At 64.0% G+C, this 24,726-nt stretch carries 24 protein-coding genes and 1 tRNA gene; 14 read left to right on the top strand and 11 right to left on the bottom strand.

The window, feature by feature from the left end:
- Positions 1–9: 9 nt before the first annotated feature.
- The 3 genes from QA639_RS24975 to QA639_RS24965 form a co-directional block, all read right to left on the bottom strand.
- Positions 10–936: an AEC family transporter gene (locus tag QA639_RS24975; protein WP_050385785.1), complete on the bottom strand. Its 927-nt coding sequence runs from the start codon at positions 934–936 to the stop codon at positions 10–12.
- Positions 937–938: 2 nt separating this feature from the next.
- The gene (ruvX, locus tag QA639_RS24970) at positions 939–1,421 is read right to left on the bottom strand and encodes a Holliday junction resolvase RuvX (RefSeq protein ID WP_157340963.1); all 483 of its coding nucleotides are present in this window, start codon (positions 1,419–1,421) and stop codon (positions 939–941) included.
- 237 nt (positions 1,422–1,658) lie between these two features.
- Positions 1,659–2,549, bottom strand: coding sequence for a LysR family transcriptional regulator (locus tag QA639_RS24965; protein ID WP_028333815.1), 891 nt, complete (start codon positions 2,547–2,549; stop codon positions 1,659–1,661).
- Positions 2,550–2,667: 118 nt separating this feature from the next.
- On the opposite strand from QA639_RS24965, the gene QA639_RS24960 reads away from it, so the two are divergent.
- From QA639_RS24960 to QA639_RS24915, 10 genes are all read left to right on the top strand, one after another.
- Positions 2,668–3,648 carry an NAD(P)H-dependent flavin oxidoreductase gene (locus QA639_RS24960; RefSeq protein WP_157340965.1) on the top strand — a complete coding sequence of 327 codons (981 nt, stop codon included), beginning with the start codon at positions 2,668–2,670 and terminating at the stop codon, positions 3,646–3,648.
- An 18-nt stretch (positions 3,649–3,666) separates the two neighbouring features.
- Positions 3,667–4,746, top strand: a complete 1,080-nt coding sequence (locus QA639_RS24955; RefSeq protein WP_157340967.1) for an NAD(P)H-dependent flavin oxidoreductase — start codon at positions 3,667–3,669, stop codon at positions 4,744–4,746.
- Positions 4,747–5,107: 361 nt separating this feature from the next.
- On the top strand, positions 5,108–5,395 hold the full coding sequence (gene gatC / locus QA639_RS24950) for an Asp-tRNA(Asn)/Glu-tRNA(Gln) amidotransferase subunit GatC (RefSeq protein ID WP_050385789.1): 288 nt from the start codon (positions 5,108–5,110) through the stop codon (positions 5,393–5,395).
- A 78-nt stretch (positions 5,396–5,473) separates the two neighbouring features.
- A complete protein-coding gene (locus tag QA639_RS24945) occupies positions 5,474–5,716 on the top strand; it encodes a hypothetical protein (RefSeq protein ID WP_028333819.1) in 243 nt (80 codons plus the stop codon).
- Entirely contained in the window at positions 5,713–7,188 is a 1,476-nt protein-coding gene (gene gatA, locus QA639_RS24940) for an Asp-tRNA(Asn)/Glu-tRNA(Gln) amidotransferase subunit GatA (protein ID WP_050385790.1), read from the top strand. Before QA639_RS24945 ends, gatA begins: the two co-directional genes overlap by 4 nt.
- 3 nt (positions 7,189–7,191) lie before the next feature.
- Entirely contained in the window at positions 7,192–7,482 is a 291-nt protein-coding gene (locus tag QA639_RS24935; RefSeq protein WP_028333821.1) for a hypothetical protein, read from the top strand.
- Between the two features lie 156 nt (positions 7,483–7,638).
- Positions 7,639–9,000, top strand: a complete 1,362-nt coding sequence (locus QA639_RS24930; protein WP_028333822.1) for a patatin-like phospholipase family protein — start codon at positions 7,639–7,641, stop codon at positions 8,998–9,000.
- A 118-nt stretch (positions 9,001–9,118) separates the two neighbouring features.
- Complete coding sequence (gatB, locus tag QA639_RS24925; RefSeq protein ID WP_028333823.1) at positions 9,119–10,606, top strand: Asp-tRNA(Asn)/Glu-tRNA(Gln) amidotransferase subunit GatB; 1,488 nt, start codon at positions 9,119–9,121, stop codon at positions 10,604–10,606.
- Between the two features lie 30 nt (positions 10,607–10,636).
- Positions 10,637–11,059, top strand: a complete 423-nt coding sequence (locus QA639_RS24920) for a hypothetical protein (RefSeq protein WP_157340969.1) — start codon at positions 10,637–10,639, stop codon at positions 11,057–11,059.
- A 1,100-nt stretch (positions 11,060–12,159) separates the two neighbouring features.
- Positions 12,160–12,426: a hypothetical protein gene (locus tag QA639_RS24915; RefSeq protein ID WP_021078341.1), complete on the top strand. Its 267-nt coding sequence runs from the start codon at positions 12,160–12,162 to the stop codon at positions 12,424–12,426.
- A 41-nt stretch (positions 12,427–12,467) separates the two neighbouring features.
- On the opposite strand, the gene QA639_RS24910 is transcribed toward QA639_RS24915, so the two are convergent.
- The 4 genes from QA639_RS24910 to QA639_RS24895 all read right to left on the bottom strand — a co-directional run bounded on the left by QA639_RS24910 (position 12,468) and on the right by QA639_RS24895 (position 15,861).
- Entirely contained in the window at positions 12,468–13,232 is a 765-nt protein-coding gene (locus QA639_RS24910) for a sulfite exporter TauE/SafE family protein (protein ID WP_157340971.1), read from the bottom strand.
- Positions 13,233–13,304: 72 nt separating this feature from the next.
- Entirely contained in the window at positions 13,305–14,027 is a 723-nt protein-coding gene (locus QA639_RS24905; RefSeq protein ID WP_028333825.1) for an AraC family transcriptional regulator, read from the bottom strand.
- A gap of 68 nt (positions 14,028–14,095) precedes the next feature.
- On the bottom strand, positions 14,096–15,358 hold the full coding sequence (locus QA639_RS24900; protein WP_157340973.1) for an MFS transporter: 1,263 nt from the start codon (positions 15,356–15,358) through the stop codon (positions 14,096–14,098).
- Entirely contained in the window at positions 15,355–15,861 is a 507-nt protein-coding gene (locus tag QA639_RS24895) for a PaaI family thioesterase (protein WP_198400076.1), read from the bottom strand. Before QA639_RS24895 ends, QA639_RS24900 begins: the two co-directional genes overlap by 4 nt.
- Before the next feature lie 184 nt (positions 15,862–16,045).
- On the opposite strand from QA639_RS24895, the gene gcvA reads away from it, so the two are divergent.
- Positions 16,046–16,948, top strand: a complete 903-nt coding sequence (gene gcvA / locus QA639_RS24890) for a transcriptional regulator GcvA (protein WP_157340975.1) — start codon at positions 16,046–16,048, stop codon at positions 16,946–16,948.
- 15 nt (positions 16,949–16,963) lie between these two features.
- Here gcvA and QA639_RS24885 read toward each other — a convergent pair whose 3' ends face one another.
- Positions 16,964–17,752, bottom strand: coding sequence for an AraC family transcriptional regulator (locus QA639_RS24885; protein WP_157340977.1), 789 nt, complete (start codon positions 17,750–17,752; stop codon positions 16,964–16,966).
- Between the two features lie 96 nt (positions 17,753–17,848).
- Here QA639_RS24885 and QA639_RS24880 point away from each other — a divergent pair, with 96 nt between their 5' ends.
- Together QA639_RS24880 and QA639_RS24875 are read left to right on the top strand one after the other, a co-directional pair.
- The gene (locus QA639_RS24880) at positions 17,849–18,754 is read left to right on the top strand and encodes a DMT family transporter (protein ID WP_157340979.1); all 906 of its coding nucleotides are present in this window, start codon (positions 17,849–17,851) and stop codon (positions 18,752–18,754) included.
- A 697-nt stretch (positions 18,755–19,451) separates the two neighbouring features.
- Positions 19,452–21,257: a flagellar export protein FliJ gene (locus QA639_RS24875; RefSeq protein ID WP_157340981.1), complete on the top strand. Its 1,806-nt coding sequence runs from the start codon at positions 19,452–19,454 to the stop codon at positions 21,255–21,257.
- Positions 21,258–21,760: 503 nt separating this feature from the next.
- On the opposite strand, the gene QA639_RS24870 is transcribed toward QA639_RS24875, so the two are convergent.
- Together QA639_RS24870 and QA639_RS24865 are read right to left on the bottom strand one after the other, a co-directional pair.
- Complete coding sequence (locus QA639_RS24870; protein WP_028333831.1) at positions 21,761–22,042, bottom strand: hypothetical protein; 282 nt, start codon at positions 22,040–22,042, stop codon at positions 21,761–21,763.
- A gap of 163 nt (positions 22,043–22,205) precedes the next feature.
- Positions 22,206–22,772, bottom strand: coding sequence for a hypothetical protein (locus tag QA639_RS24865; protein ID WP_283087585.1), 567 nt, complete (start codon positions 22,770–22,772; stop codon positions 22,206–22,208).
- A 1,161-nt stretch (positions 22,773–23,933) separates the two neighbouring features.
- Between QA639_RS24865 and QA639_RS24860 the strand changes: the two genes are divergently transcribed.
- Complete coding sequence (locus QA639_RS24860) at positions 23,934–24,242, top strand: hypothetical protein (RefSeq protein ID WP_157340985.1); 309 nt, start codon at positions 23,934–23,936, stop codon at positions 24,240–24,242.
- 212 nt (positions 24,243–24,454) lie between these two features.
- On the opposite strand, the gene QA639_RS24855 is transcribed toward QA639_RS24860, so the two are convergent.
- Positions 24,455–24,547, bottom strand: a tRNA-Ser gene (locus tag QA639_RS24855).
- Positions 24,548–24,726: the final 179 nt, after the last annotated feature.

Here is a 24,726-nt window from a genome sequence, read left to right as displayed (position 1 = left end):
GTACGCCCTCTAAAGCCCCACCGCGGCGATCACGATCGGCATCGTGATCGCGGCCAGGATCGTCTGCAGCGTGATGATCTGGGCGAGCAGCGGCGCGTCGCCGCCCATCTGGCGCGCCAGCACATAGGCTGACGGCGAGGTCGGCACCGCGGCGCAGGCCGCGACGATGGCGAGATCGGGCCCGGTAACGCCGAACCACACCGCGAGCGCGACGGTCAGGACGGGCATCAGCACGAGTTTCAGCACCAGCGCGATGCTCGCGGCGAGGCTGGGCCGGAAGATGCCTTCCAGATGCAGCCCGGCCCCGGTGACAAGCAGGCCGATCGCCAGCGACGATCCGCCGAGCGCGTCGGCGACGTCATACCAGATCTGTGGCAGCGGGATGTGCACGACATTGATGACGAGCCCGATGACGCAGGCCCAGATCAGCGGGTTCTTCACGACAGTCATCACGATGGCGCCGGTCGAACGCTTTGCGGACGAGGCATAATTCGCCAGCACGGCGACGCTGAACACATTGACCAGCGGGATGATTGCGACCATCGCGACCGAAGCCAGCGCGAGGCCTGTACTGCCATACAGATTGCGCGATACCGACAGCGCGACATAGGTCTGCCAGCGGGTCGCGCCCTGGAAGATCGAGGTGAAGGCGGGACCGTCGACGCCGGAGCGCGCCAGCGGGCCGCGCAGCGCGAGGCAGAACAGCGACATCACCAGCGCCGCAAGCAGCAGCGCGCCGCCGACGCCCGCGACCGGCACCTTGGTCAGGTCGGCCTTCAACAGTGTCTGCACCAGGAGCACCGGGAACAGCACGTAATAGGTCAGCCGCTCCAGCCCGTGCCATTGCGTATCGAGCGGCATCAGCGTGCGCTTGAGGACGAAGCCGAGCACGATCAAGAGGAACACCGGCAGCAGCGCCGCGATCACCACGGCCATGGTCAGCGCTTCCCGCGCAGCTTCGCGAGCCGGTCCAGTGCGCCCTGCAGGATGAAGATCGCGGCGTGCTCGTCGATCACCTCGGCGCGCCGGGCGCGGCTGACGTCCATCCCGATCAGTTCGCGCTCGACCGCCGCGGTCGAGAGCCGCTCGTCCCACAGCCCGATCGCAAGCGCGGTGAGGCCGGCGAGGTTGCGGGCAAACGCCCGGGTCGATTGCGCGCGCGGGCCTTCGCTGCCGTCCATGTTGATCGGCAGCCCGAGCACGAAGCCGACGGCATTGCGTTCGGCGGCGATCGCGAGCAGCCGCGCCGCGTCGACCTTGAACTGCTTGCGCTGGATGGTCTCGACGCCGGTCGCCAGCCGCCGGTCCGGATCGGAGGCGGCGACCCCGATGGTCTTGGTGCCGAGGTCGAGGCCGACAAGCGCGCCGCGCTCGGGCCAGTGCGGCGCAGCTTCGATCAGGGGAAGGATGGGGGCGGGCATGGCGCTAGTGTCCCGAATCCGAAGTTCGCATCATTTGCCGCACCTTCGGAGCGAACTTCGGATTCGATAAGGACACTAGCAAACTTATGATTCTAGTGTGCTTTATGAATGCGAAGTTCGTGAAAGTGGCTGCCGCGAAATCGCACGAACTTCGCATTCAGCACACTAGCGCTTAGCACGCACCCGCGCGCCGAGGCAAAGCCCGGCGCTGCCGTGGTGTCCATGCGAAAACGCCGGTCAGGCGGCGATCACCCGCTCGTCGCCACCGAGGCACGCGGCCAGCCCCTGCAACGCGCTGTACTGATGCGCGGTGCGGCGCTGGATGAACAGCGTCTCGACATGCGCATGCTGCGGATTGAGCTTGTGGATGTTGATGTCGCGCTGGACGTGATCGCGCTCGACGACGGCGCGCGGCAGCAGGGTGACGCCCATGTCGGCGGCGACGCAGCCGACCATGCCGTCGAGCGTGCCGAACTCGAAGCGGACCGCCGACGGCCAGCCGAATTCGGTGAACACCTGTTCGAGACGCTGCCGGTAGGTGCAGCCGGTGCGGAACACCAGCGCGGTCGGGCCCGACTCCGGCGTGCCGGCGCGCAAGGCGGCCAGCGATTTCCAGCGCTGCGCGGTGACCAGCACCAGTTCCTCGGTGAAGGCTGATGTCGCTGACAGTTCGGCATGCTCGATCGGACCGGCGACGAAGGCGCCGTCGAGCGAGCCGTCGAGCACGGCGGCAACGAGGTCTGCGGTCGGCGCGGTGCGCAAGGTCAGGCGCACCGCTGGATAGCGGCGATGAAACTCGGCGAGCAGCGTCGGCAGCCGCACCGCGGCAGTGGTTTCCATCGAGCCGATCGACAGCGGACCCTTCGGCTCGCCATCGTCGCGCGCGGCGAGCACGGCTTCGCGCGACAGCGCCGCCATGCGCTGTGCATAAGGCAACAGGCGGCGGCCGGCGCCGGTCAGCGACATGCCGCGGCTGTGGCGCTCGAACAGCGCGGTCCCGATCTCGGCCTCCAGCGCCTTGATGCGCTGGGTGACGTTCGACTGCACGGTGTTCAGCTCGTCGGCGGCCCGGGTGATGCCGCCCAGCCGGGCGACCGTGGAAAAGGTGAGCAGGTCGGTCAATTCCATCTGGGATCACCGTTCTGATTTAGAGATGGTAGCGATCTCTAGTATTCATTATCCGAGAATGTTAGGCCCGCTTAGGCTGTAAGTCCAGAACAGCAAGTTCAGAACAGGGAGCAAGCGCATGCCGATCAGCACCGAATTGACGGCACGTCTGGGCATCGAGCATCCGATTTTGCTGGCGCCGATGGACACGATCGCCGGCAGCGGGCTGGTCAAGGCGGTCAGCGCGGCCGGCGGGTTCGGTATTCTGGGCGGCGGCTACGGCGACAAGACGCGGCTGCAGACCGAGACCGCGAGGCTGAAGGGTTTTGCTAAGCCGTTCGGCATCGGCTTCATCACCTGGAGCCTGGCCAGGCAGCCCGAGCTGATCGACATCGCACTGGATGCGCGGCCGCGCGCGGTGATGCTGTCATTCGGCGATCCCCTGCCGTTCGCGCCGAAGATCAAGGCGGCGGGCGCGCTCCTGATCTGCCAGGTGCAGAGCGAGGAGATGGCACAGCGGGCGCTCGATTGCGGCGCCGACATCCTGATCGCGCAGGGCACCGAGGCGGGCGGTCACGGCGCATCGCGCACAACGCTCGACATCGTGCCGGCGATCATCGATTTCGCGGCGGGGCGCGTGCCTGTGGTCGCGGCCGGCGGCATCGCGGACGGGCGTGGCCTCGCGGCGATGATGATGCTCGGCGCATCCGGCGTGCTGATGGGAACGCGCTTCTACGCCAGCGTCGAGGCCGACGCGGCCGAGCAGGCGAAGCAGCTGATCTGTGCGGCAAAGAGCGGCGAGACGGTGCGCGGCGTGGTGTTCGACTGGTCGCGCAAGCTGATGTGGCCGGCGCCGTTTACCGCGCGTTCGCTTGCCAACGATCATCTGCGGCGCTGGAGCGGGCACGAGATCGAGCTGATGCAGCGCGCCGACGAGGTCGCGGTGGAGTATGCCGCCGCGAAGGCCGCGGCCAATTTCGATGTCGCCGCGGTGTTTGCCGGCGAGTCCGTCGGTCTGATCCATGATATCGTTCCGGCGGCCGAGATCGTCGGTCGCATCGTCGCCGAGGCCGAGCAGTCGCTGCAGGGCCGGCGCAACTCTCTTTCCTCTTTGACCTGAACAAGCGTGAGACACACCATGTGGCCGGACCGTCGATTGATCGATCGTTTCAAGACCGAATTCCCGATCGTGTTGGCACCGATGGCCGGCGTGATGGATGCGGAGCTGGTGATTGCGGTGGCGCAAGGGGGCGGGCTCGGCTCGCTGCCATGTGCGATGCTGTCGGCCGAGAAGGCGCGCGAGCAGGTCAACATCATCCGTCAACGCGTCTCTGCGCCGGTCAACCTCAACTTCTTCTGCCACAAGGCGGTCGACGCCGATCCGGCGCGCGAGGCGAACTGGCGGCGGCGGCTGGCGCCTTACTATCGCGAGCATGGTCTCGATCCGAATGCGCCGATCAATGCAGCGAACCGCGCGCCGTTCGATGCGGCGTTCTGCGCCGTGGTCGAGGAGCTGAAGCCGGAGGTCGTCAGCTTCCATTTCGGCCTGCCGGAGCCAAATCTGTTGCAGCGGGTGAAAGCCACCGGCGCCACCGTGATGTCGTCGGCGACGACGGTGAAGGAAGCGATCTGGCTCGAGGAGAACGGCGCTGACGTCATCATCGCGCAAGGCGCCGACGCCGGCGGCCATCGCGCCATGTTCCTGACCGACAACATCGCCGAGCAGCCCGGGACGTTCTCGCTGCTGCCGCAGGTGGTGGATGCGGTGAAGGTGCCGGTCGTCGCGGCCGGCGGTATCGCCGACGGGCGCGGGATCGCCGCGGCGTTCGCCCTCGGCGCCTCCGGCGTGCAGGTCGGCTCGGCCTATCTGCGCTGCCCGGAGTCCAAGGTGACGGCGCAGGCCCGCATCGCGCTGGCGCAGGCGAGCGACGAATCCACCGTCATCACCAATGTGATGACCGGCCGTCCGGCGCGCGGTGTTGCCAACCGTGTGATGCGCGAGGTCGGGCCGATCTCGCCGGACGCGCCGGCGTTCCCGCACGCAGCAACCGCCCTCGGACCGCTGAAGGCGGCTGCCGAAAAACAGGGGAAGGTCCATTTCACCAATCTGTGGGCCGGACAGGCGGTGCGGATGGGCAAGGAAATGCCGGCGGCCGAGTTAACCCGCGCGCTGGCCGGCGCCGCGCTGGCGCGGATGGCGGCTCTGTCTCAGGCCTGACGCGCGGGCTCATTCAGACCAGGCATGCCACGTAGAGGATCGCGACCCCCAGCGCCGTGCCGATCGACCAGAGGGCGGGGTCCCAGCCCTCCGGGCGGGGGCTGCCGTTGAGCATTGACATGACGCGCTCCGAACTTTTTGTTTGGGTGGAGTAGGCGCCGTGAATGTTTCGAGACGACTTCGCGGCGGCCGCGAAGTGGTTTCGTCGCCGTGTTTCGCAGCCGGAATGCGTGGCAGGGTGTCTTGCCTGGTCGCCAGAGGGGCGCAAAGCCCTGTTGGGCGGGCAAATCCGCGCGGTTGCGGCGCAAAACCGGCGTCTGCTATACGGCAGGCTGACCTTTCAGCCCCGAGGCCCTATATAATGTCCGTAGACGCCACGACCGTCCGCCGTATCGCGCATCTGGCGCGGATCGCGGTCAGCGACGCCGAAGTTCCCCATCTCCAGGGCGAGCTGAACGCGATGCTGGCCTTTGTGGAGCAGCTGTCGGAAGTGAATGTCGACGGCGTCGAGCCGATGACCTCGGTGACGCCGATGGAAATGAAGAAGCGCGCCGACGTGGTCAATGACGGCGAGATCGCCGACGTCATCGTCCGCAACGCGCCCGACACCGTGAACGGCTTCTTCCTGGTGCCGAAGGTGGTCGAGTAACGCAAGCATCGCGTTTTCGAGCGAAGTGGATACCGGTTCGCGTGAAGAAAACGCTTCAAACAAAAGCGACAAAGTTCAATGTGTCTGCTGTGCGACGATGAGAAGGCCTACAAGGCCTATATGGACTTCCTCGATGCCATGGAGCGCAAGGGGAAGGTCGCCGATCCCAACGCGGCGATGGACGCCGTGCTCGACCATCTCGAGGCGCTTGACGCCGCCCGCGCCAAGGAAAATGCCAAGGCAAATAACCTGGCGCGCCAAGACGACCCCGCCAACGACAAGACCCTGTCTCCGTTCTTCTGCAGCCCGATCAATAAATGACTGATTTGACATCGCTGACGATCGCCGAGGCCCGCGAGGGCCTGGCGAGCAAGTCTTTCACCGCCCGCGAACTGACCGACGCGCATCTCGCCGCAATCGAAGCCGCGCGTGTGCTCAATGCCTATGTGCTCGAAACGCCCGACCGCGCCCGCGAGATGGCCAAGGCTGCCGACGCGAAAATTGCAAAAGGCGAGGGCGGACCGCTCGCCGGCATCCCGCTCGGCATCAAGGACCTGTTCGCGACCCGCGACATCAGGACCACTGCGTGCTCAAATATCCTCGGCAATTTCATTCCGCCCTACGAGTCGACGGTGACCTCGCAGCTGTGGCGCGACGGTGCAGTGCTGCTCGGCAAGCTCAACAATGACGAATTCGCGATGGGCTCGTCGAACGAGACCTCGTGCTTCGGCCCGGTCACCAACCCGTGGCGGCGCGAAGGCTCCAACACCACGCTGGTGCCGGGCGGCTCGTCCGGCGGCTCGGCTTCGGCGGTGGCGGCTGCTCTCTGCATGGGCGCGACCGCGACCGACACCGGCGGCTCGATCCGCCAGCCCGCCGCGTTCACCGCAACCGTCGGCATCAAGCCGACCTATGGCCGCTGCTCGCGCTGGGGCATCGTCGCGTTTGCATCCTCGCTCGACCAGGCCGGCCCGATCGCGCGCTCGACCCGCGATGCCGCGATCCTGATGCGCTCGATGGCGGGGCACGATCCCAAGGACACCACGTCGGTCGACATCGCCGTGCCGGACTACGAGGCCGCGATCGGCAAGTCCGTGAAGGGCATGAAGATCGGCATCCCCAGGGAATATCGGCTCGACGGCATGCCGGCCGAGATCGAAAAGCTCTGGAGCGAGGGCGCGCAGTGGCTGAAGGCCGCCGGCGCCGAGCTCGTCGAGGTGTCGCTGCCGCACACCAAATACGCGCTGCCGGCCTATTACATCGTGGCGCCGGCCGAGGCCTCGTCGAACCTCGCGCGCTATGACGGCGTGCGCTACGGATTGCGCGATCCGGGCAAGAACATCATCGAGATGTACGAGAACACCCGCGCCGATGGTTTTGGCGACGAGGTGCGCCGCCGCGTGCTGATCGGCACCTATGTGCTGTCGGCCGGTTACTACGATGCCTATTATCTGCGTGCGCAAAAGGTCCGGACGCTGATCAAGAAGGATTTCGAGGACTGCTTCGCCAAGGGTGTCAACGCGATCCTGACGCCGGCGACGCCGTCGGCGGCGTTCGGCATCGGCGAGAAGGGCGGCGCCGATCCGGTCGAGATGTATCTCAACGACATCTTCACGGTGACCGTGAACATGGCGGGCCTGCCGGGCATCGCCGTGCCCGCCGGCAAGGACACGCAAGGTCTGCCGCTCGGCCTGCAACTGATCGGCCGTCCGTTCGACGAGGAGACGCTGTTCTCGCTCGGCGAGGTGATCGAGCAGGCGGCCGGCCGGTTCACGGCGCCCAGATGGTGGTGAGCGATGGCGGATTTCCGCGCCAGTCTCGCCGACACCGCGCCCGATGCGGCGCTGTCGCCGCCGCTCGCCGCGTTGTGGTGGGCGAAGAAGGGCGATTGGGACCAGGCGCACCGCATCGTACAGGACGAGAGCGACGCCAATTCGGCCTGGGTGCATGCCCATCTGCATCGCGTCGAGGGCGATCTTGGCAATGCCGGCTACTGGTATCGCCAGGCCGGCCGGCCGGTCGCAAAGGACACGCTCGAGGCCGAGTGGGAGCGGATCGTTGCCACGCTGCTTGCGCAGCGCGGTTAAAGGACGCCGGTGCGGAGGCACCGCGAGCATTAACCCTGTTTCGGCCGCCATGCCGCTGCCCAGATTGGCCGTGATAGGCTAATGGAACCGGGCGGGGGCCAGCGGCAAAAGAGAGTATTCGTGCGTGGGTCGGGCATAGGGGGATGGCTGTCAGCAATGCTGGTGGCCGTGGTGGCGGCGGGCCTTGCCGGTTGCGCCTCCGTCTACAATCTGCCCGGCAACGTCCCGCTCGGCGCCGCGCTCGCCGACAACAGCAGCGCCCGCGACATTCCGGCCTACGAAGATGATCTGCTGCTCGCACTGTCGTTCTCCGGAGGCGGCACCCGCGCGGCGGCGTTTTCGTTCGGCGTGCTGGAGGAGCTTGACCACACGCGTTCGAGTGCGGCGGGCACCAAGACGCTGCTCGACCGCGTCGACTTCGTCTCCGGCGTCTCCGGCGGATCGGTCACCGCCGCCTATTTCGGATTGAAGCGCCGAGCGGCGCTCGACGATTTCCGCCAGCGCTTCCTGCTGCGTAACGCCGAGGAGGGACTGAAGACCCGGATCTCGCTCGGCAATATCGGGCGCGCACTCGGCGGCGGCGTCAACGACAGCCAGTTCACCGACTGGCTCGATCAGAATGTGTTCGACGGCGCGCGGTTCGACGCATTGGCCGACGATCGCCGGCCGCGGGTCTGGATCAACGCGTCTGATATCTACAACCGCACGCCGTTCGTGTTCGGCAAGACGTCGTTCGATGCCTTGTGCAGCGACATCAGATCGTATCGTGTCGCCGAAGCGGTGGCGGCATCCGCCGCGGTGCCGCTGGCATTCGCCCCGATCGTGCTGCAAACCTATCCCGGCGGCTGCGCCGCGCCGCTGCCGGCCTGGCTCGAGCGGGTGCGCAACGATCCGAACGCACAGCCGTTGCTGCGCGCCTACGCCGAGGCCCAGGCACATTACCGCGACGGCTCGATGCGCTACGTCAAGCTGCTCGATGGCGGCCTCGTCGACAATTACGGCCTGTCGGGGCTGAGCATCGGCTTGCTCGCCGCGCAGCGTCCCTACGAGCCGCTGAACGAGCGGCAGGCGGCCAAGCTGAAACGCATTCTGTTCCTGGTGGTCGACGCCGGCCGCGGCATCTCCGGCGACTTCGTGCAGACGCTCGAAGGGCCGAGCGGCGTCGAACTGGTGTCCGCGGCCGCCGACACCGCGATCGATGCCAGCGTGCGCTCCAGCTACGCCGCCTTCACGGCGCTCGCCGAGGACTGGTCCGGCAAGCTGAAGCGCTGGCGCTGCGGGCTGTCGGCGGCGGAGCGCAGCCGGCTCGGCATCGGCGCTGGTTGGAAATGCGGTGACGTCGCGATCTATGTCGAGCGGCTCGGCTTCGACCGGCTCGGACCGGATCGCGCCGGCATCCTGAACGCCATCCCGACGCGGCTGTCGCTGCCGCCGGAGCAGGTCGACCAGCTGATCGCGGGCGGCGCCGACGCGCTGCGCTCGAGCAAGGCCTACCAGCAGTTCCGGCGCGGTCTCTGATCCCACCTCGGGCGACGGCTGCGGGCTGCAAGGGGACCGCAAGGCGGCTTGACTGGCGCGATTGGTTGCGCGAAGCCCAATCCATCCCAGATATCCTTTTATCCGGAAACCGAGATCCATGACCGCATCTGCCGCCCCGCACAAACTGATCAAGAGCGCCACCGGCGATTGGGAGGTCGTGATCGGCATGGAGATCCATGCCCAGGTCACCTCGAACGCGAAGCTGTTCTCCGGCGCATCGACCGCGTTCGGCGGCGAGCCCAATTCCCATGTCTCGCTGGTCGATGCCGCGATGCCGGGCATGTTGCCCGTGATCAATGAGGAGTGCGTCCGCCAGGCGGTGCGCACCGGTCTCGGGCTGAATGCGAAGATCAACCTGCGCTCGGTGTTCGACCGCAAGAACTATTTCTATCCGGACTCGCCGCAGGGCTACCAGATCAGCCAGTACAAGTCGCCGATCGTGGGCGAGGGCGAGGTGTCGCTCGAGCTCGACGGCGGCCGCAGCGTCACGATCGGGATCGAGCGGCTGCACCTGGAGCAGGACGCCGGCAAGTTGCTGCACGATCAGTCGCCGACGATGTCCTATGTCGACCTCAACCGTTGCGGCGTCGCGCTGATGGAGATCGTCTCCAAGCCCGACATCCGCGACGCCGAGCAGGCCAAGGCCTACGTCACCAAGCTGCGCTCGATCCTGCGCTACCTCGGCACCTGCGACGGCGACATGGAGAAGGGCAATTTGCGCGCCGACGTCAACGTCTCGGTGCGCCGTTACGGCGAGACCGCGTTCGGCACCCGCTGCGAAATCAAGAACATGAACTCGGTCAACTTCATCGGCCAGGCGATCGAGTACGAGGCACGGCGTCAGATCGAGATCATCGAGGACGGCGGCTCGATCGACCAGGAAACCCGGCTGTTCGACCCGAACAAGGGCGAGACCCGCTCGATGCGCTCCAAGGAAGAGGCGCACGACTACCGGTACTTCCCCGATCCCGATCTGTTGCCGCTCGAGTTCAGCCAGGCCTTCGTCGACGATCTCAAGGCGCAGCTGCCGGAACTGCCGGACGAGAAGAAGTCCCGTTTTATTACGGGCTTCGGCCTGTCGCCCTATGATGCGAGCGTGCTGGTCGCCGAGCGCGAGAGCGCGGAGTTCTACGAAACGGTGCTGTCAGGTCTTGCCGACAAGGCGCGCGACGGCAAGCTCGCCGCCAACTGGGTGATCAACGAACTGTTCGGTCGTCTCAACAAGGAAGGCGTCGAGATCGCAGCCTCGCCGGTGTCGGCGGAGCAGCTCGCCGCGATCGTCGATTTGATTGGCGAGGGAACGATTTCCGGCAAGATCGCCAAGGACTTGTTCGAGATCGTCTGGCGGGAGGGCGGCGATCCGCGCGCGCTCGTCGAGGCGCGCGGCATGAAGCAGGTCACCGACCTCGGCGCGATCGAGAAGGTGGTCGACGACATCATCGCGGCCAATCCCGACAAGGTCGAGCAAGCGAAGGCGAAGCCGCAACTGGTCGGCTGGTTCGTCGGTCAGGTGATGAAGTCGTCAGGCGGCAAGGCGAACCCGCAGGCGGTCAACGACCTCCTGAAGTCGAAGCTCGGCATCTGAACAACAGGACAATGATGTTGTCCTTGGCGCATGATCCAGCCGGATCATGCGCCCTTGCATGCTCCGTTGCCGTCAACTTCGGTGTCGTCGCGCGCGCGTGAACGCGGCGTGATCCTGCCTCACACCCTCCGTTCGTGGCGCGCCGGCGCCATCGGCGCCGAATCGCCGAAGCTGCGATTCGTTCGCGAATCCGCCTCGGCCGACCTCAAACGAGGCAAAAGCCGTCTTTCCCACGAAAATTTTTTCGTTGCCAAAAATTGCGACTCGGCGTCGGCGACGTGCCCCTTTTCGTCTCCGCTCGCGACTCAGCGCAACGACGATCTCGCGTCGATCGCTTCAATGCGAATTCAAGAAAAGCCTACAACAGAAGGCATTTCCTGCAACGTTGACAAATGCCGATGTCGGCGGCTGTTGCACTTCTTGCATCGTCGCGTGAATGCATCGTCGATTTGAACGGCGCCGCGCGCGGTGCGCGTTGCCATCGCTGCGTCAACACTTCCTTAAGCGGGACACTGTTTTTTTCGGTCTGTTGGTGTATTCGGGAAGTAGTGCATATCGATTCCCGAGTGCACGCAGCGAAGTAGAGCCATCTCACATACTGGAGGGCAACATGGCTAAGAAGGCAAAGAAGGCGAAGAAGGCGAAGAAGGCGAAGAGCGCAGTGAAGAAGACTGCGAAGAAGACCCGCAAGGTCGCCAAGAAGAAGTAAGCCTCTCGCCTCGAGAGGATTGCCGGCGGCTTGACGCCGGCACGTCGCGAGAGCCAGCGGACGGACTGCTGAGAGGCACATCCCACCCCCAAGGCTCTGGCTGACGAAAGAGGGTGTCGGCGAGACATCAGGTCAAACGGCTGGATCGAATTTCGGAGAGGGCAACCTTCCCAAAACCGGTCCGGCAGAAGAAACAGAGATTTCTTCGTTCGGTGCGGAGCCCGCTTGGTTCCGCAATTTCACCGGCGAGAATGCCGAGCTGAAATCTGGTCCTGACGTGTTCGCCGACCCCCTCGTTCCGGCGGCCCGCGCAGTCCGCGCCCGGCAGCCACTTTCCCCATCCCATTCCGGATCGACGTTGGGCCTGACGGCCTCGCGTTGCTTTTGTCTGTGCACCCGACCGCACGCCGCTCCGCGGCTCGTCGATTGGTCGCGCCACCCTCCGTCAATTTCGAAACTGATCGCCTGGTGGGGCCCGCCGGCGCCCGCGGCCAATGTCCGCCATGGTTATCGTTGTCCCAAACACCAGGGTAAACCGGCGTTCACGAATGCAAGGAAGTGCCTGCGGCACAGGTACTTCTGCGATTCCTGGAGGCGCCCTTGGCGACGCCGATTTACATCCCGTTCATCGCGATACTTAAACCGCTCTTCAAATTTGATGGGCCATGATCATCCCAACAAGCCGGCAAACGGCACGCGGTGATCCCGAGGATCAGCGCGGGGCATGATCAAGAGATCAGCCCGGGCATGATCAAAGATCAGCCAGGAAATGACAGGGTAGTTTTAACAGTGGACGGGGGCCGCGCTCGGGGGAGGGCGGCCAACAACAAAAAGGGGATTGAGAATGTTTCAGGGGGTCATCGATCAGGAAAGCGCTGTCCCGGTTGCCGCAACGGCGATCCAGGACGTGCTGTTCGAACGTGGCATGTATTGGGCGAGCGGTCGCTCCGGCGTGGTCAACCTCGTCGCGGCGCACAAATGGTTCAACCTGGCGGCCCTCAAGGGACGCACTGACGCGATCGCGCACCGCCGCGAAGTCGCCGAGCAGATGTCCGATGTCGAGATCGCGGCCGCCCAGCGTGAAGCCCGCGCCTGGATGACGACGCACTAAGCCAACCGATATCGATGGGAGCCTCGGCTCCCTCGCTCCACCTAGAACCAGTATCGCGCCGCGTAGACCACCGTCATCAGCGCTCCGGCCACGATGACGAACTGCCGGACGATGTGGGCGGGAAGGATCCTGATCAGGAAGCCTCCGGCAAAGCCGCCGACCATGGCGCCGAGCAGCATCGCCAAGGTCTCCGGCCACCGCACCGCCCCCTGCAAGATAAAGATCAATGTGGCAGCGAGCGACACGCAGGTCGCGAGCAGGTTCTTCAACGCCTTGATCGCCCGGATGTCGTTGGGCTCGGTGATCGACAGCACCGCGGTCAGGATGACGCCGAGACCGGCGCCGAAGAAGCCTCCATAGATGCACGACAATCCCAGGATAGCACCGCTCGCGCCGGTCGAAGGCAGGGCCGCGGCCTTGTGGCGCCCGACGGTCCATCCCTGGATCTGCGGCGCGAAGCCGAACAGCAACGTCGCGAATGCAATCAAGGCCGGTACCGGCAGCAGGAACAGCCGCTCGGGAAGCAGCAACAGCACGCCGGCGCCGACCGCGCCGCCCACCGTGGCGACCGCGACGTAGCTGATCGTGCGCCGCGTCGGCGGCGGCAGTTTGCCGCGATCGGCGAGCGCGGCGATCAAATGTCCCGGCGAGATCGCCACCGCATTCGACGCATTGGCGATGACGGCCGGCAGGCCCGCCGCGAGCATCGCCGGAAAGGTGATGAGCGTCGCGCCGCCCGCCAGCGCATTGATGATGCCTCCGGCAACCCCGGCCGCCAGCAGCAGAAGACTTGTCTGGATATCCATTCTTCACCCTCGTGAGGGTGAGCAGGCTAGCGGGCGGCGCTCCGATCGGTCTGGAACATCTGTGACGTCACTTCAGCCGCGCCAATAGACGCCAGGCGTCGTGCCAAAGGTGCGGCGGAACAGTCGGGTGAGGTGGCTCTGGTCGGAAAAGCCCGCATCGGCCGCGACTGCTGCGATCGGCGCGCCGGCGCGCAGCAATTGCCGGGCAAGATTGAGGCGGGCCAGCAGGCGGAAGGTATGTGGCGGGATGCCGAGCTCGCGGCTGACCATGCGGCTGAACCCTTCGCGGCTTCGCCCGAAGCCGGCGGCAATCGCGCCGATCGGCGCGACGCTTTCGGTCAGCGCGATGCCGAGCTTCGTCCTGTCGGTGTACCCGGCGGCGTGGGGCGGCGCGCACGACAGCATGTCGTCGGCGATTTCGCTGACATGCTCAGGCGAGATCTCGTCGACGTTCCGCCAATGCTGCCCGAAACGGTTGATCCGCACCGATGAGCAGACGCGGCCGGCAGGGACATAGGCGTTCAGGCAGACCGTTTCCTCGTCCGACATCGTCATCGGCGCATGCAGCATCCCCGCCGGAATGAGCGCGGCATGGCCGGCAGGCACGGTGACGGTCGCGCCGCCGATGCGAAAGGCGCGCGACCCCGACAGCACCAGCACGATCTGGCTCTCGTCATGGAAGTGCGGCTTGAGGCCAAGCGAGCCGGCGCCGCGCCACGATGCCAGTTCGACGATGCCGTCACTGTCGGTTCGCCGATAAGTCCAGGCATTGGTCATGGCGAGGCGAGTGATCACGGAGGTCTCGAACCGATGGGGTGGTGATCCCCAAGCGTAGCACGGGGATCACCGACCGTCATGGGACGTCACCGCTGCGCAACCGAGGCGATCGGCGAGGCCGTGCGCATGGTCGCCATTGCGATGAGGGCGGCGACGAGGTTGGCGGCTGCGCTGATCGCCACCGGAATGAAGTAGCTGTGGCTGATGTCGTAGGCGAAGCCGGCCGCGCTCGGGCCCAGCAACGTGCCAACCGCGACGCTGGTGTAGAGGATGCCGATGATGCCGCCGACATTGCGGCCGCCGAAATGGTCGGTGACGACAGCGGGCAGGATCGCGACCCAGCCGCCATAGAACAGGCCGAACAGCAGTGCGAAGGCCGTGAGCGACCAGAAGGTGCCGGCGATCGCCCAGATCGCCAGCGAGACGGCCATGCCGAGATACATCGCGACCAGGAATGCATCGCGGCCGACGCGGTCGGCGATGCCGCCGAGGAAGAACCGGCCGGCCGTGCTACCGACCCCGATCATTCCGAGCAGCAGCACGGCCAGCGTCGGCGCCACCTGATGATCGACCGCAAACGGCACGAGGTGCACGAAGGGCACGAACACGCCGAATGCGCTGATCAGGCAGGCGGCATAGAGCCCGGTGAAGCGCGCGCTCCGTACCGCAGCGCGGATCGCAACATCCTGACGGAGCGGCGCGCCCGAAACCGTATCGAGCGGATCGCCGTCCGGTCCGGTGCCGTGGCGGCGCGGATCGTCCGCGATCAGCAGCGATGCACCGATCCCGGCGCCGGCGGCGACAACGCCCAGCACGACATAGGCATCGCGCCAGCCGAGGCTCGTGATCAGCCAGGTCGCGAGCGGCGGCATCACCAGTGTGCCGACCCCGATCCCGCTGACGGCGAGGCCCGACGCAAAGCCGCGTCGCCTGACGAACCAGCGCTGCACGGCGCCCAAGGTCGGCACGTAGGCGCAGCCGACGCCGGCGCCGATCCCGATGCTGTAGGCGGCATAGACCTGGAGGATGGTCTGCGCCTGTCCCGCCAGCACCATGCCGAGACCGACCAGCGCCATTCCGAGGCCAGCGAGCCTGCGTGCGCCCCAGCGATCGGCTAGCGGACCGGAGATCACTCCCAGGCCGAAATACAGGAAGCCCGCGAAGGAGAACACCAGCGACACCGAGCCGCGCGAGGCGCCGAACTCCCGCTGCAGGGACTCGACGAAGGACGAGAATGTGTAGGCGCTGCCGAAGCCGATCAGCGTCACGACGAAGGCTGCTGCGACCACGTACCAGCCGTAGAACGGCTTGGCTCGTTGATAACCGGCGTGCATGACGGCATTCCTCATGATCGTTCTCCCTGTGCCGCATGGCCACCGGCCTTGCTCGGCGGATAGAGCAGCATCTGCGTGCAGCGGAACAGCGCGATGGTCTTGCCCGTCGCCTCGCTGCGGATCTCGGTGTCCCACACCTGGGTGGTGCGCCCGGCGTGAACGAGGCGCGCCTCGCAGCTCACGCCGCCTTCGCGCGCGGCGCCGATGAAGTTGGTCTTCAACTCTCCGGTGGCGAAGCCGATGGCGCCGTCCGGCAACGACGCGAGGCAGCCGAACCCGCATGCGGTATCGGCCAATGCGACGATGCTTGCGCCGTGCAGCAGCCCGTGCGGCGAGAAGTGTTTTGCGGCAATCTCGAAGCGGCCGCGGATGTGGCCACGTCCGGCTTCGAGCCATTGAAAGCCCAGCAGGCCGGGCAGGCTGCCGGCTTGCGACGCGTTGATGCGGTCGGCGAGCGGGCCGGTCTCGCCGCCTGCAGCGATCTCGCGGGGGGCGAGCTTGCCTGCGACCTCAGTCATGGCTTGGCTCCATCAAGAAACGGAGCCGTCAGAGCGGCAAAGGAGGTTAGAAAATCTAAGTTCCATGGTTCGACTTTCTCTGCGTTGACGCGGCTTTCAGCGTCAGATTAAGCTGATAGAGCGCCCCAAACGCCGAGTTGGCAAACCAGATTTGCTGAGCAATTCAGATTAGAAATTCTAAACCATGGAAAGCAGGCTTCCACCCCTGAACGCGCTCAAGGCGTTCGAATCCGCCGCTCGCCATCTCTCGGTGAAGCTCGCGGCCGAGGAGCTATGCGTGACGCCGGGCGCGGTCAGCCAGATGCTCAAGACGCTCGAAGCCGATCTCGGCGTGAAGCTGTTCGAGCGGGTGCCGCGCGGCATCTATCTCACCGACGCCGGCCGCGACTATCTGCCGTCGATCCGCAACGCGTTTCGCCAGATCGCGGATGCCTCGCGCCGCGTCGCGGCATCTGTCGATGTCGGTACGCTGACGGTGAGCGTCACGCCGTTCTTTGCGTCGGCCTGGCTGGTGCCGCGCATGGCGTCGTTTCAGAACACGCATCCCGAGATCGATCTGCAGATCGTCACCAGCAACACGGTGGTCGATTTCTCGCGCAGCGGCGTCGACGTCGCGGTGCGCCACGGCCTTGGCCGCTATCCGGGGCTGCGCAGCGACCGCGTCGTCACGGTGGAGATGGTGGCGGTGGCATCGCCGTCGCTGGTTGGGCGCCTCGGCCGGCCGGCATCGCCGGGCGAACTCGCGGGCTGGCCGCAGGTGCATGACGCCGATCGCAAGGGGTGGAGCCTGTGGTTTCAGGCCAACGGCATCGCGGAGGTTCGCACGCCGCGCGGACCCTCGTTCGATGACAGCGGCCTCCTGCTGAAGGCCGTGCTGACCGGGCAGGGCGCGGGCCTGCTGCCGGCCGCGATGGTGGCAAATGAGATCGCGAGCGGCGAACTGGTCCAGCTGCTCGAGACCGCGCATCTCGAGGAGTTCGCCTACTATCTCGTCTGTCCCGACAACCGGCAGTCGCTTCCGAAGATCGCGGCGTTCAGGGAATGGATCCTGGGACCGGCTGCGCGGTCGGCGGGTGCTGAGCGCTAACTATCCGGTGGCGGCCTATCGATAGAACGCGTTGGGCGGCACGCCAAAATGCTTGCGGAACATGGCGGTGAAGGCGCTCTGGCTGGCATAGCCGGCATCGAGCGCGACATCGACCACCCGCGTGCCGCGCGCGAGGCGCTCGAGCGCAAACAGCAGGCGGGCCTGCTGACGCCATTCGCCGAACGTCATGCCGGTTTCCCTGGCGAACAGACGATGGATGGTCTTCGACGTCAGCTTCAGCCTTCGCGCCCATTGCTCGGCGGTCGAGGCATCGTCAGGGCGAGCCAGCAGCGCGGCGCAGATCCACGCGAGCCTTTCGTCGCGCGGCATCGGCAGGTGCAGCGGCAGCACATCGACTTCGCGCAGCTGGTCGAGCAGCACCTGCATCAGGCGCTCGTCGCTGGTTGCGGGCGCGTAGTCCAGCGGGACGCGCATCGCGGCGACGAACAATTCGCGCAGCAGCGGCGAGACCGCGAACACGCAGCTGGCCCGCGGCAGATTGGGAGCCGCGTCGGCGTCCACGAACACGGTGCGGATCTTGACCGCGCCGCACATCCGGACCTCGTGCGCGAGATCGGCCACGAGCCACACCGCCCGGTTGGGCGGTACCACCCAGGTGCCTTCAGCGCAGCGCACGACCATCACGCCTTCGATCGCATAGAGCAGCTGGCCGCGTGGATGCGCGTGCAGGCCGGTCGACGCGCCGCTCGGATAGTCGATCTCCATCGCCGCCATCGGCCGCGCCGTGGCGTGATAGTCGAGGTGCCGTGTGATCAGCTCGTCCAACACGTCTTCATCTCGCATGTCCCAATCTCGCTAGGTGAGGTCATTCTAGCGTGAGACGGACGTTAGGGCGACAGGTAGTTGCTGGAGTGTCCTTCACCAACGCGCTGCCGGGTCATGTTCAAGCAGAAAGTCGCACTTCTCTATCCCTTCGTTGCCATCGTGCTGTGGGCGGGCAACGTCATCGTCTCTCGCCTCTCGGCGCACACGATCGGTCCGCAGGCGATCACCTTCTATCGCCTGCTGGTCGCGGTGCTGCTGATGTCTCCGTTCGTGGCGCGCGGCGCCTGGCGCAATCGCCGTGCGATCTGGCCGCATCTCGGTCCACTCGCGATCCTCGGCTTCCTTGCGATGTGCCTGTTCCAGAGCCTGTCGTATCTGGCGGCCGAAACCACCACCGCGACCAACATGGCTGTCTTCACCGCGCTGACGCCGCTGTTGACGGTCGCCCTCAGTGCCGCGCTGCTCGGCGAACCGCCGACGCTTGGCATGATCTGCGGCGCTCCGCTGTCGTTTGCGGGCCTCGTCTATCTCGTCAGCGGCGGCGACTTGTGGTCGGTGTTGCAGAACGGCGTGCATGCGGGCGACGCGCTGATGCTGCTGGCCGCGATCGTTTATGCGCTGTACGGCGTGCTGCTGAAACGCTGGAATTTGCCGATCACTGGATGGCAATCCACCTACATGCAGGCGCTGTGCGCGCTGGCCGTGATGTTTCCCGCGTTCCTCGCGACGCCGGCGCCGCTGCGTCAGGTCAACGCCGAGACCTTGCCGCTGATCGTGTATGCCGGTGCGCTCGCGTCGGTCGTGCTGCCGTTCCTCTGGATCCGCGGCGTCGCGCAGCTCGGCCCGAACCGCTGCGCGATCTTCATGAATCTCTTGCCGGTGCTGACCGCTGTGGCCGCGATCGTGATGCTCGGCGAGCCGGTGAGGCCATTCCACGTCATCGGCGGCGGCCTCGCGCTGCTCGGTGTCGCCATCGCGCAAGCCCTGCCGCGGCCGCTGACGCGAGCGCGGCACGCGTGAGCATGACGACGCGATGATTCCGTCGAGGTGACCGATCGTGGAGCGCTGGTCCGATCTTATTTTTTGAGGTTGTCCTTATCCGCGGCTTCACGCCGCATTGCGGCCGCGTGCAAAGCACATGCAGATCGGCCGATTGCCGCTCGACATTAAAACAAGGTTTGCGACGATATTGCCGCGCGGTTTACTCGCCGAGGGATGCCAAGACTGCAATCAGTAAGGCCATGCTCGGGTCTATGCGGGACGCATGGGCCTGAGACTCATCGCCCCTCGACGATCGAGGGACTGAATGACCGAAGTCGCCACGCGTGAGAGCTGCAAATCGGTCTGCGGAAGCTCTATTCGACGGGATGATTTGGTTGGAGCACGTTTCAATTTTCCGAGCGATGACGACTGGTAGCTGATGACGCGACTGTGCGAGCCGTGCCCGACCTCGCAGGAGCGCTACCAGACACGCGTTCCCGAATCGTGTCGAGGGGATTGGCGTCGTGATACCGTGCGGGCGCAACGAGTTCCAGAATGTGTGAAGATATTTCCGATCTTTGCTGACTGATGTTCGATGACTGCCGAATCGAAGTGCTTATAGCTCGCTTGGGTCATTGAGCTTCACATCGAGCGCGATCAAACTAAAGGATATCTAGCTTCTCACTTCGAGTCGTGAGGGTTTCTTAGTTTCATCGGTAGTTGTCGCGAGCAGGTCATGAACAAGAAGATCGCATATGGTGCGATTCTAGTTGGCGTAATCATCCTAGTTTCGTTCGCGCACAAAATTAAGACCGCCGCGAATCTTCTAACGGAGACGCTGCTATTTAGCGGCCAACGGATGGCTACTATTATCGGCCGCCTGGACGCGCAGGAGCAGGCTGCAAACAAGCTGGAGCAGGCTGCCGGCAAGCTGCAGCGGACTGCAAACGAACTGGAGCAAGCTACAGGCAAGCTGGAGCAGACTGCAAGCCAACTGGAACAGACTGCAAGCGAACTGGAGCAGGGCGCAGGCAAGCGCGAGCAGACCGCAAACAAGCTGGAGCAGGCCGTAACCAAGCACGAACAGGCGGCAACCAAGCACGAGCAGACAGCAAATAAATTGCGCACCGATATTGGCGGAGTAATCGACCGGCAGAAGCGCGGTCGGCCCGCGCCTGATCTGCAAGGCAACTCAATTCACGTTTCGCTGCTTAAAAACGAAGATGGACCGATGACGCCGGTCTCCATGACGAAACTCTCAGCGCGAGAGTTTCTTATCGCCAACTACCGGGATATCTATCTGTTCGACCAAGATCAGCGCATCGCGGTGCCACTTGAGATTGACGTCGAACTCCCTGTCTGGAATCCAACGGCCGTATTCTACTCCGCCTTCTACGACAGGATCTTCATTGCGAACTACGTTGGAGGAGACATTATCGTCGCTCAGCTGGAGCATACGGGATCCGGCGCGAAGCTTCATCTAACCGAGCGCATAGCGGATGTTGGCATAAAGGGGGCGGAGGGAGTGGCGATCTCGCGAGGAGGTCGATTCATGGGCGTGGCGGACTACGACGGCAACGTCGTCTCCATGTTCGAACGAGTGGATGATAAATGGATTCTGCGCTGGAAGCGGGATCTGGTGGCCTCTCACGGCATCACCATTATCGGAGATGAAGTTTTCGCTTCGGGGCAGGGGAGTATTGTCAAGCTGTCGATTGAGACCGGGCAAGAGCTTGCCAGGATCGCAAACATCGGTTCCGAATCGATTCAGTTTGCCACTTGCATCAACGAAGACGAGAGTACGGGCGATCTGATTGGTTCGGATCCAATGTCCGGCATCGTCTTCACGATGACGAAAAGCCTTCAACCGAAGGACGTATATGGTGCCAATGGTCCGACCTTTGCAAATCTGTCGGCTCCGTTCTGCGCCTATCGGGACAAAGACGCAGTCTATATTTTGTCCACCTATCAGGACAGGATCGTCGCCATCAGCGGGAGGGTGACAACGTCTCTTGAGTTCGGATACCCACGATGGAAATACATCGCTGATCAATCGAGATTTCGATATCCCTCGGCTACGTCGCGCGGATCTGTCCAATTCGATGCGCCGAGCTATCAGATGTTCGACAAGACTGTGCGCGCTGCCTACGGCGCACTGGCAACGAGCGACGGCAAGCTGTTGATGATGCCTGCCCGCGAAGACCTGTTTGGCGGCGAATGGCCTTTTTACGTTACCGGCATTGCTAGCGATCAAAACTGGCTAGTAGTCGTCTCCAATTCATCACCCAGGGCAATTCTCTACAATCGCAAGACGGGTGCACTGGGTGGCGTAGCGATTGGCGAGTGGGATTGCTGGGCGCAGGCGAGTGAAATCCTGTGTCCATCGCGGCGTTATTCTATCGACGAACTTGCCGCTGCCGGGAACATGTTAGATCGAGAAGAAGAGGCCAAGATGGCGGGAGGTTGGGTTGGAAGCGCGATCCCGCTCGTGAAGTACTGGGCAGAGTGGGCATCCACTCGCTCGGTTGAGGCGCGCCCCTAACATCCGCGGCCTCGCGTTGCTCGGTGTCGCCATCGCGCAAGCCCTGCCGCGGCCGCTGAAGACCGCGATCGCTGCGATAACGAAGTGACGGATCGCCGATCTCGCTGTTTTGATCGCATGTGAGAAGCCAGCGCAGAATACAGCGCTACGCTTGGCGATCACCTGTTCGGTGAAACGGAGTGATCGCGATGCGTGTTGCCTTGCGTCTATGCTTGGCTATTTCCTTGGTCTTGGCGTTGCCGCTTGTGGTGCTGTGGAGCTCGGTTGCCGGCGCCGCAACGGCGCATCATCGTCGCGTGCGACAGCACCTCATCATCCGTCCAAGTGAACAGGTCGTCCCTCCGGACCGGTACGTATATCCGGGCTTTGGCCCGATCCCGCCCGGCGAGAACCGAAACCTCGATCCATCCACCCGCGGCAGCGGCTGACGTCGTCGCCGCCGCACTGATGCTTCATCGCATCGATCGCTCTGCCCGCGTGCAAGGAGCTGGTCAAAGACCGAGCTATGCTGCGTCGGTCACCATCTTGTGCTGAGAGCTCTCGGCTACACGCTTTTTGAGGGTAGCAATCGTTCCCTTGAGATTGGCGTGCCGCTCATTGAGCGACCTTGCCAAAATCGGATACCTCGCGTCCGATCGGTCATGAATTCCCACGCGCGCTTCTTCGGTCGCGATGTCGGCTTCGATCTGCTGGCAGGCCAGGATCAGATCAGACAGCATCTTGCTGACCGTCGACTCGCGTCCGCCACGTCCGCGACCTGTCTCAAAACGATGATGCATGTTCATTGCGTGCTCCGAATGTCTGAGTTCGGCACACCGAGAACAGCTGGCACCGAACTATTCACGGATACATCGCAAGTTCCCTGCCAGTTGGGGGTCCGTAAGAATACTGTCGGGGCGGTGCGGCGCGGCGTATGCCCGCCGGGTGGGGACAGTCTGATGGCGCGGACTATTCTCGCCGCCACGCCGGAACGCAGGCACCTAGCGTGACGCGCTCGTAGTCTCGTGCGGCGCCCTGATCTCCAGCCTGTTCGGCAAACCTAACCGCTGCTTCCATGTCTTGAGCGGCGGACGCGCTATCGCAGAATTGGCTGCGAATTTCAGCCCGGTATCGATATGCCCTGTAGTTCATCGGGTTGTACTGAAGCGCAAGGTTGTAGCTGTTTTGCTCCTCAGTGGCGCCTCGGCGTGCTTCATCCGACTGACTGCCGAAATTGGTTTGGCGATTGAGCGCCTGGAGTGTCCCGAGCTCCGTGTAACGCAGAGACATCGCACCGAAACTGGCAGGAAGTGCGTCACCCGACGAAGACGGTTGCCTCGCCGAGGTGCGTTCAATTTCGATCTTCTTGTACTTGATGGCGTTGCCGTAGTCTCGCAAGCCTTGGAAGGTGCTCGATATTTCGCCGGTGATCGACGCTAGATAAGCGGTCGAGAGGTGTCGATCGCTCAGCAGGTTGAGACACGCCCGTATCTTTGCCTGGGCGGGCAAGACGTCGCGGCATTCCTTGTCAACCACACGCCACTCGTCCCGCGAATGCAGTGTCGGCGGCGTCTGCGCAGCAGGCAGAACGAGAACCAGCGCGAAACAGATCGCTAACCTGAGACCGCGACTTGAACCATCCATCTATTTCTTCGCCTTCAGCTCGATCTCGACCGGCCGGCGGATTCTTCGCGCGGGCGCCTTGACCATTTGATGCCAAATAATCAAGCCGAGGGAAAGCTGACGCGGTTCATAGGTGGACCTAAAAGTGAGGCCGTTCGTGACTGGGAAAGACCGAACGGCCCCAGCCGGCCCGTAGTGCCAAAATGGAAGAAATAGGCCGGCGCTCCAGCTACGGAGTCGCCGGGCAGATGGTTTCACCAGTGCCAATTGCCATCGCTACCGTACGCCCCCCGATGCGGCCGCTTGCTATGAACGGGCAGGGTCGGCTTGACGGCAGGTCGTCAGGACAAACGCCGCCTTGCTGCATTGCCACTCGCTGCCGAGCGCAGCGCTCGAGACGGGCCGCGGGGCAGCAACGATCGCCAGCACAACAACAATGCAAGCCAGCGAAGTTGCGACCACGAGCCTGCCTGCCTTGGATGAGAAGCGATGCCGTAACCAGGGACCTAAGTCGGCGGATCGGCGAAGCTGGGCGTTACGCAGAACCTGGTCGGTATCCTGGAATTGGATGCCACTGTCTTGCTGCATGGCTTTACCCCGGAAATGCTCAGGTGAAATAAACAATGCGGGGATGGTGGGCGCGGTTTGTTGCGCGCTCGCTTCGCGGCGCCGGGAATGATGTTTCGTTCACGCGGAGGTGACAACCGGTCCAGGCCCGGGGCCGATGCCGGCATTTCTCTGCGATGACCCCTTAGGACCACCGCTCATTGGTCGCTGGCCTGCTCGATAGGCCGCTCCCAGATCGTCCGCCCGGCCGGGCAACCGACTGGATCTGATCGAATCCCCAAAAAGTACGCCGCCGGTCTCAAAAATACACGCCCGGCGGCGTTTCCTTCCTGAACTGGGACACTGAAATCCCCAGCACGGTCAAAAGTGCAGACACTATGCCATCGCGGTCGGTGCGGGCGGCTAAGTACCCATGCCGCGTCGCTGGATTGCTTGACCTAGATCAAACCCAACTACCGAAAAACAGCCTCGCATGTGCTCCCCTGTAATTTCCAATTGGAGGGTAGCATGGCAGTAGTCGTGCAGTACGTGGTCAAGCCGAATCCAGGCGGTGACCTCGCAGGAATACTCGAATTGGCAAAGGAGAGTGCCGGGCTTTGGCGCAAGCACGGTGGCAAGCCAAGGTTCTGGTCTGTCGCCGTCGGTGAAGCCGGCAATTTCGTTTTCTCAGTAAATTTCGAGACCTTTTCGGCTTATGGCGCGGCGGTTGATAAGCTAAACGCCGATCCAGCTTTCCAGACCTGGCAAGCGAAAAGATTGAAAGCGGGTTTGACCACCCTTGTGCGCGCGAACATGGCGATCGAGATTGAACTTTGAGGGAACGCTGCCCAGCACGCCAAAAGTACGCCGCCGGGCTCTAAATGGCATTGTCCCGGCGGCGCCTGTTTATCCAGCCTTGGTCATATTTGCAGTAACGGTCGAACTGATCGCCGTCTCAAGTTTCGGAAAATCGGCGCGATTCTGGAAGATGAAGACCGTGCTCTCGCACGAGGCTGTCCCCCATGTCTCCGGGCTGGACATTAGCTGGCTGGCGGAGAGGGAGGGATTCGAACCCTCGATACAGCTTGAGACCGTATGACGCTTTAGCAAAGCGTTGCCTTCAGCCACTCGGCCACCTCTCCAATGGCGCCGATATGCCCGAGTGGACGCTGAGCCGCAAGCGGCAGATTCAGATTGCGCCAAGGTGATTTGAGGGCAGCTCGGCCGCCGGCCGTCCCCAAGCCTTTATATATCGCGCCGAATATATCGCGCCGATCGGCTCGTATCGGAGCGCGCGGATACTTAAAACGCAAGGTATAAC

This window comes from Bradyrhizobium pachyrhizi (assembly GCF_029714545.1).
In the GTDB taxonomy this organism is placed as follows: Bacteria; Pseudomonadota; Alphaproteobacteria; order Rhizobiales; family Xanthobacteraceae; genus Bradyrhizobium; species Bradyrhizobium pachyrhizi.
This window is presented reverse-complemented; position numbering and strand designations above follow the sequence as displayed.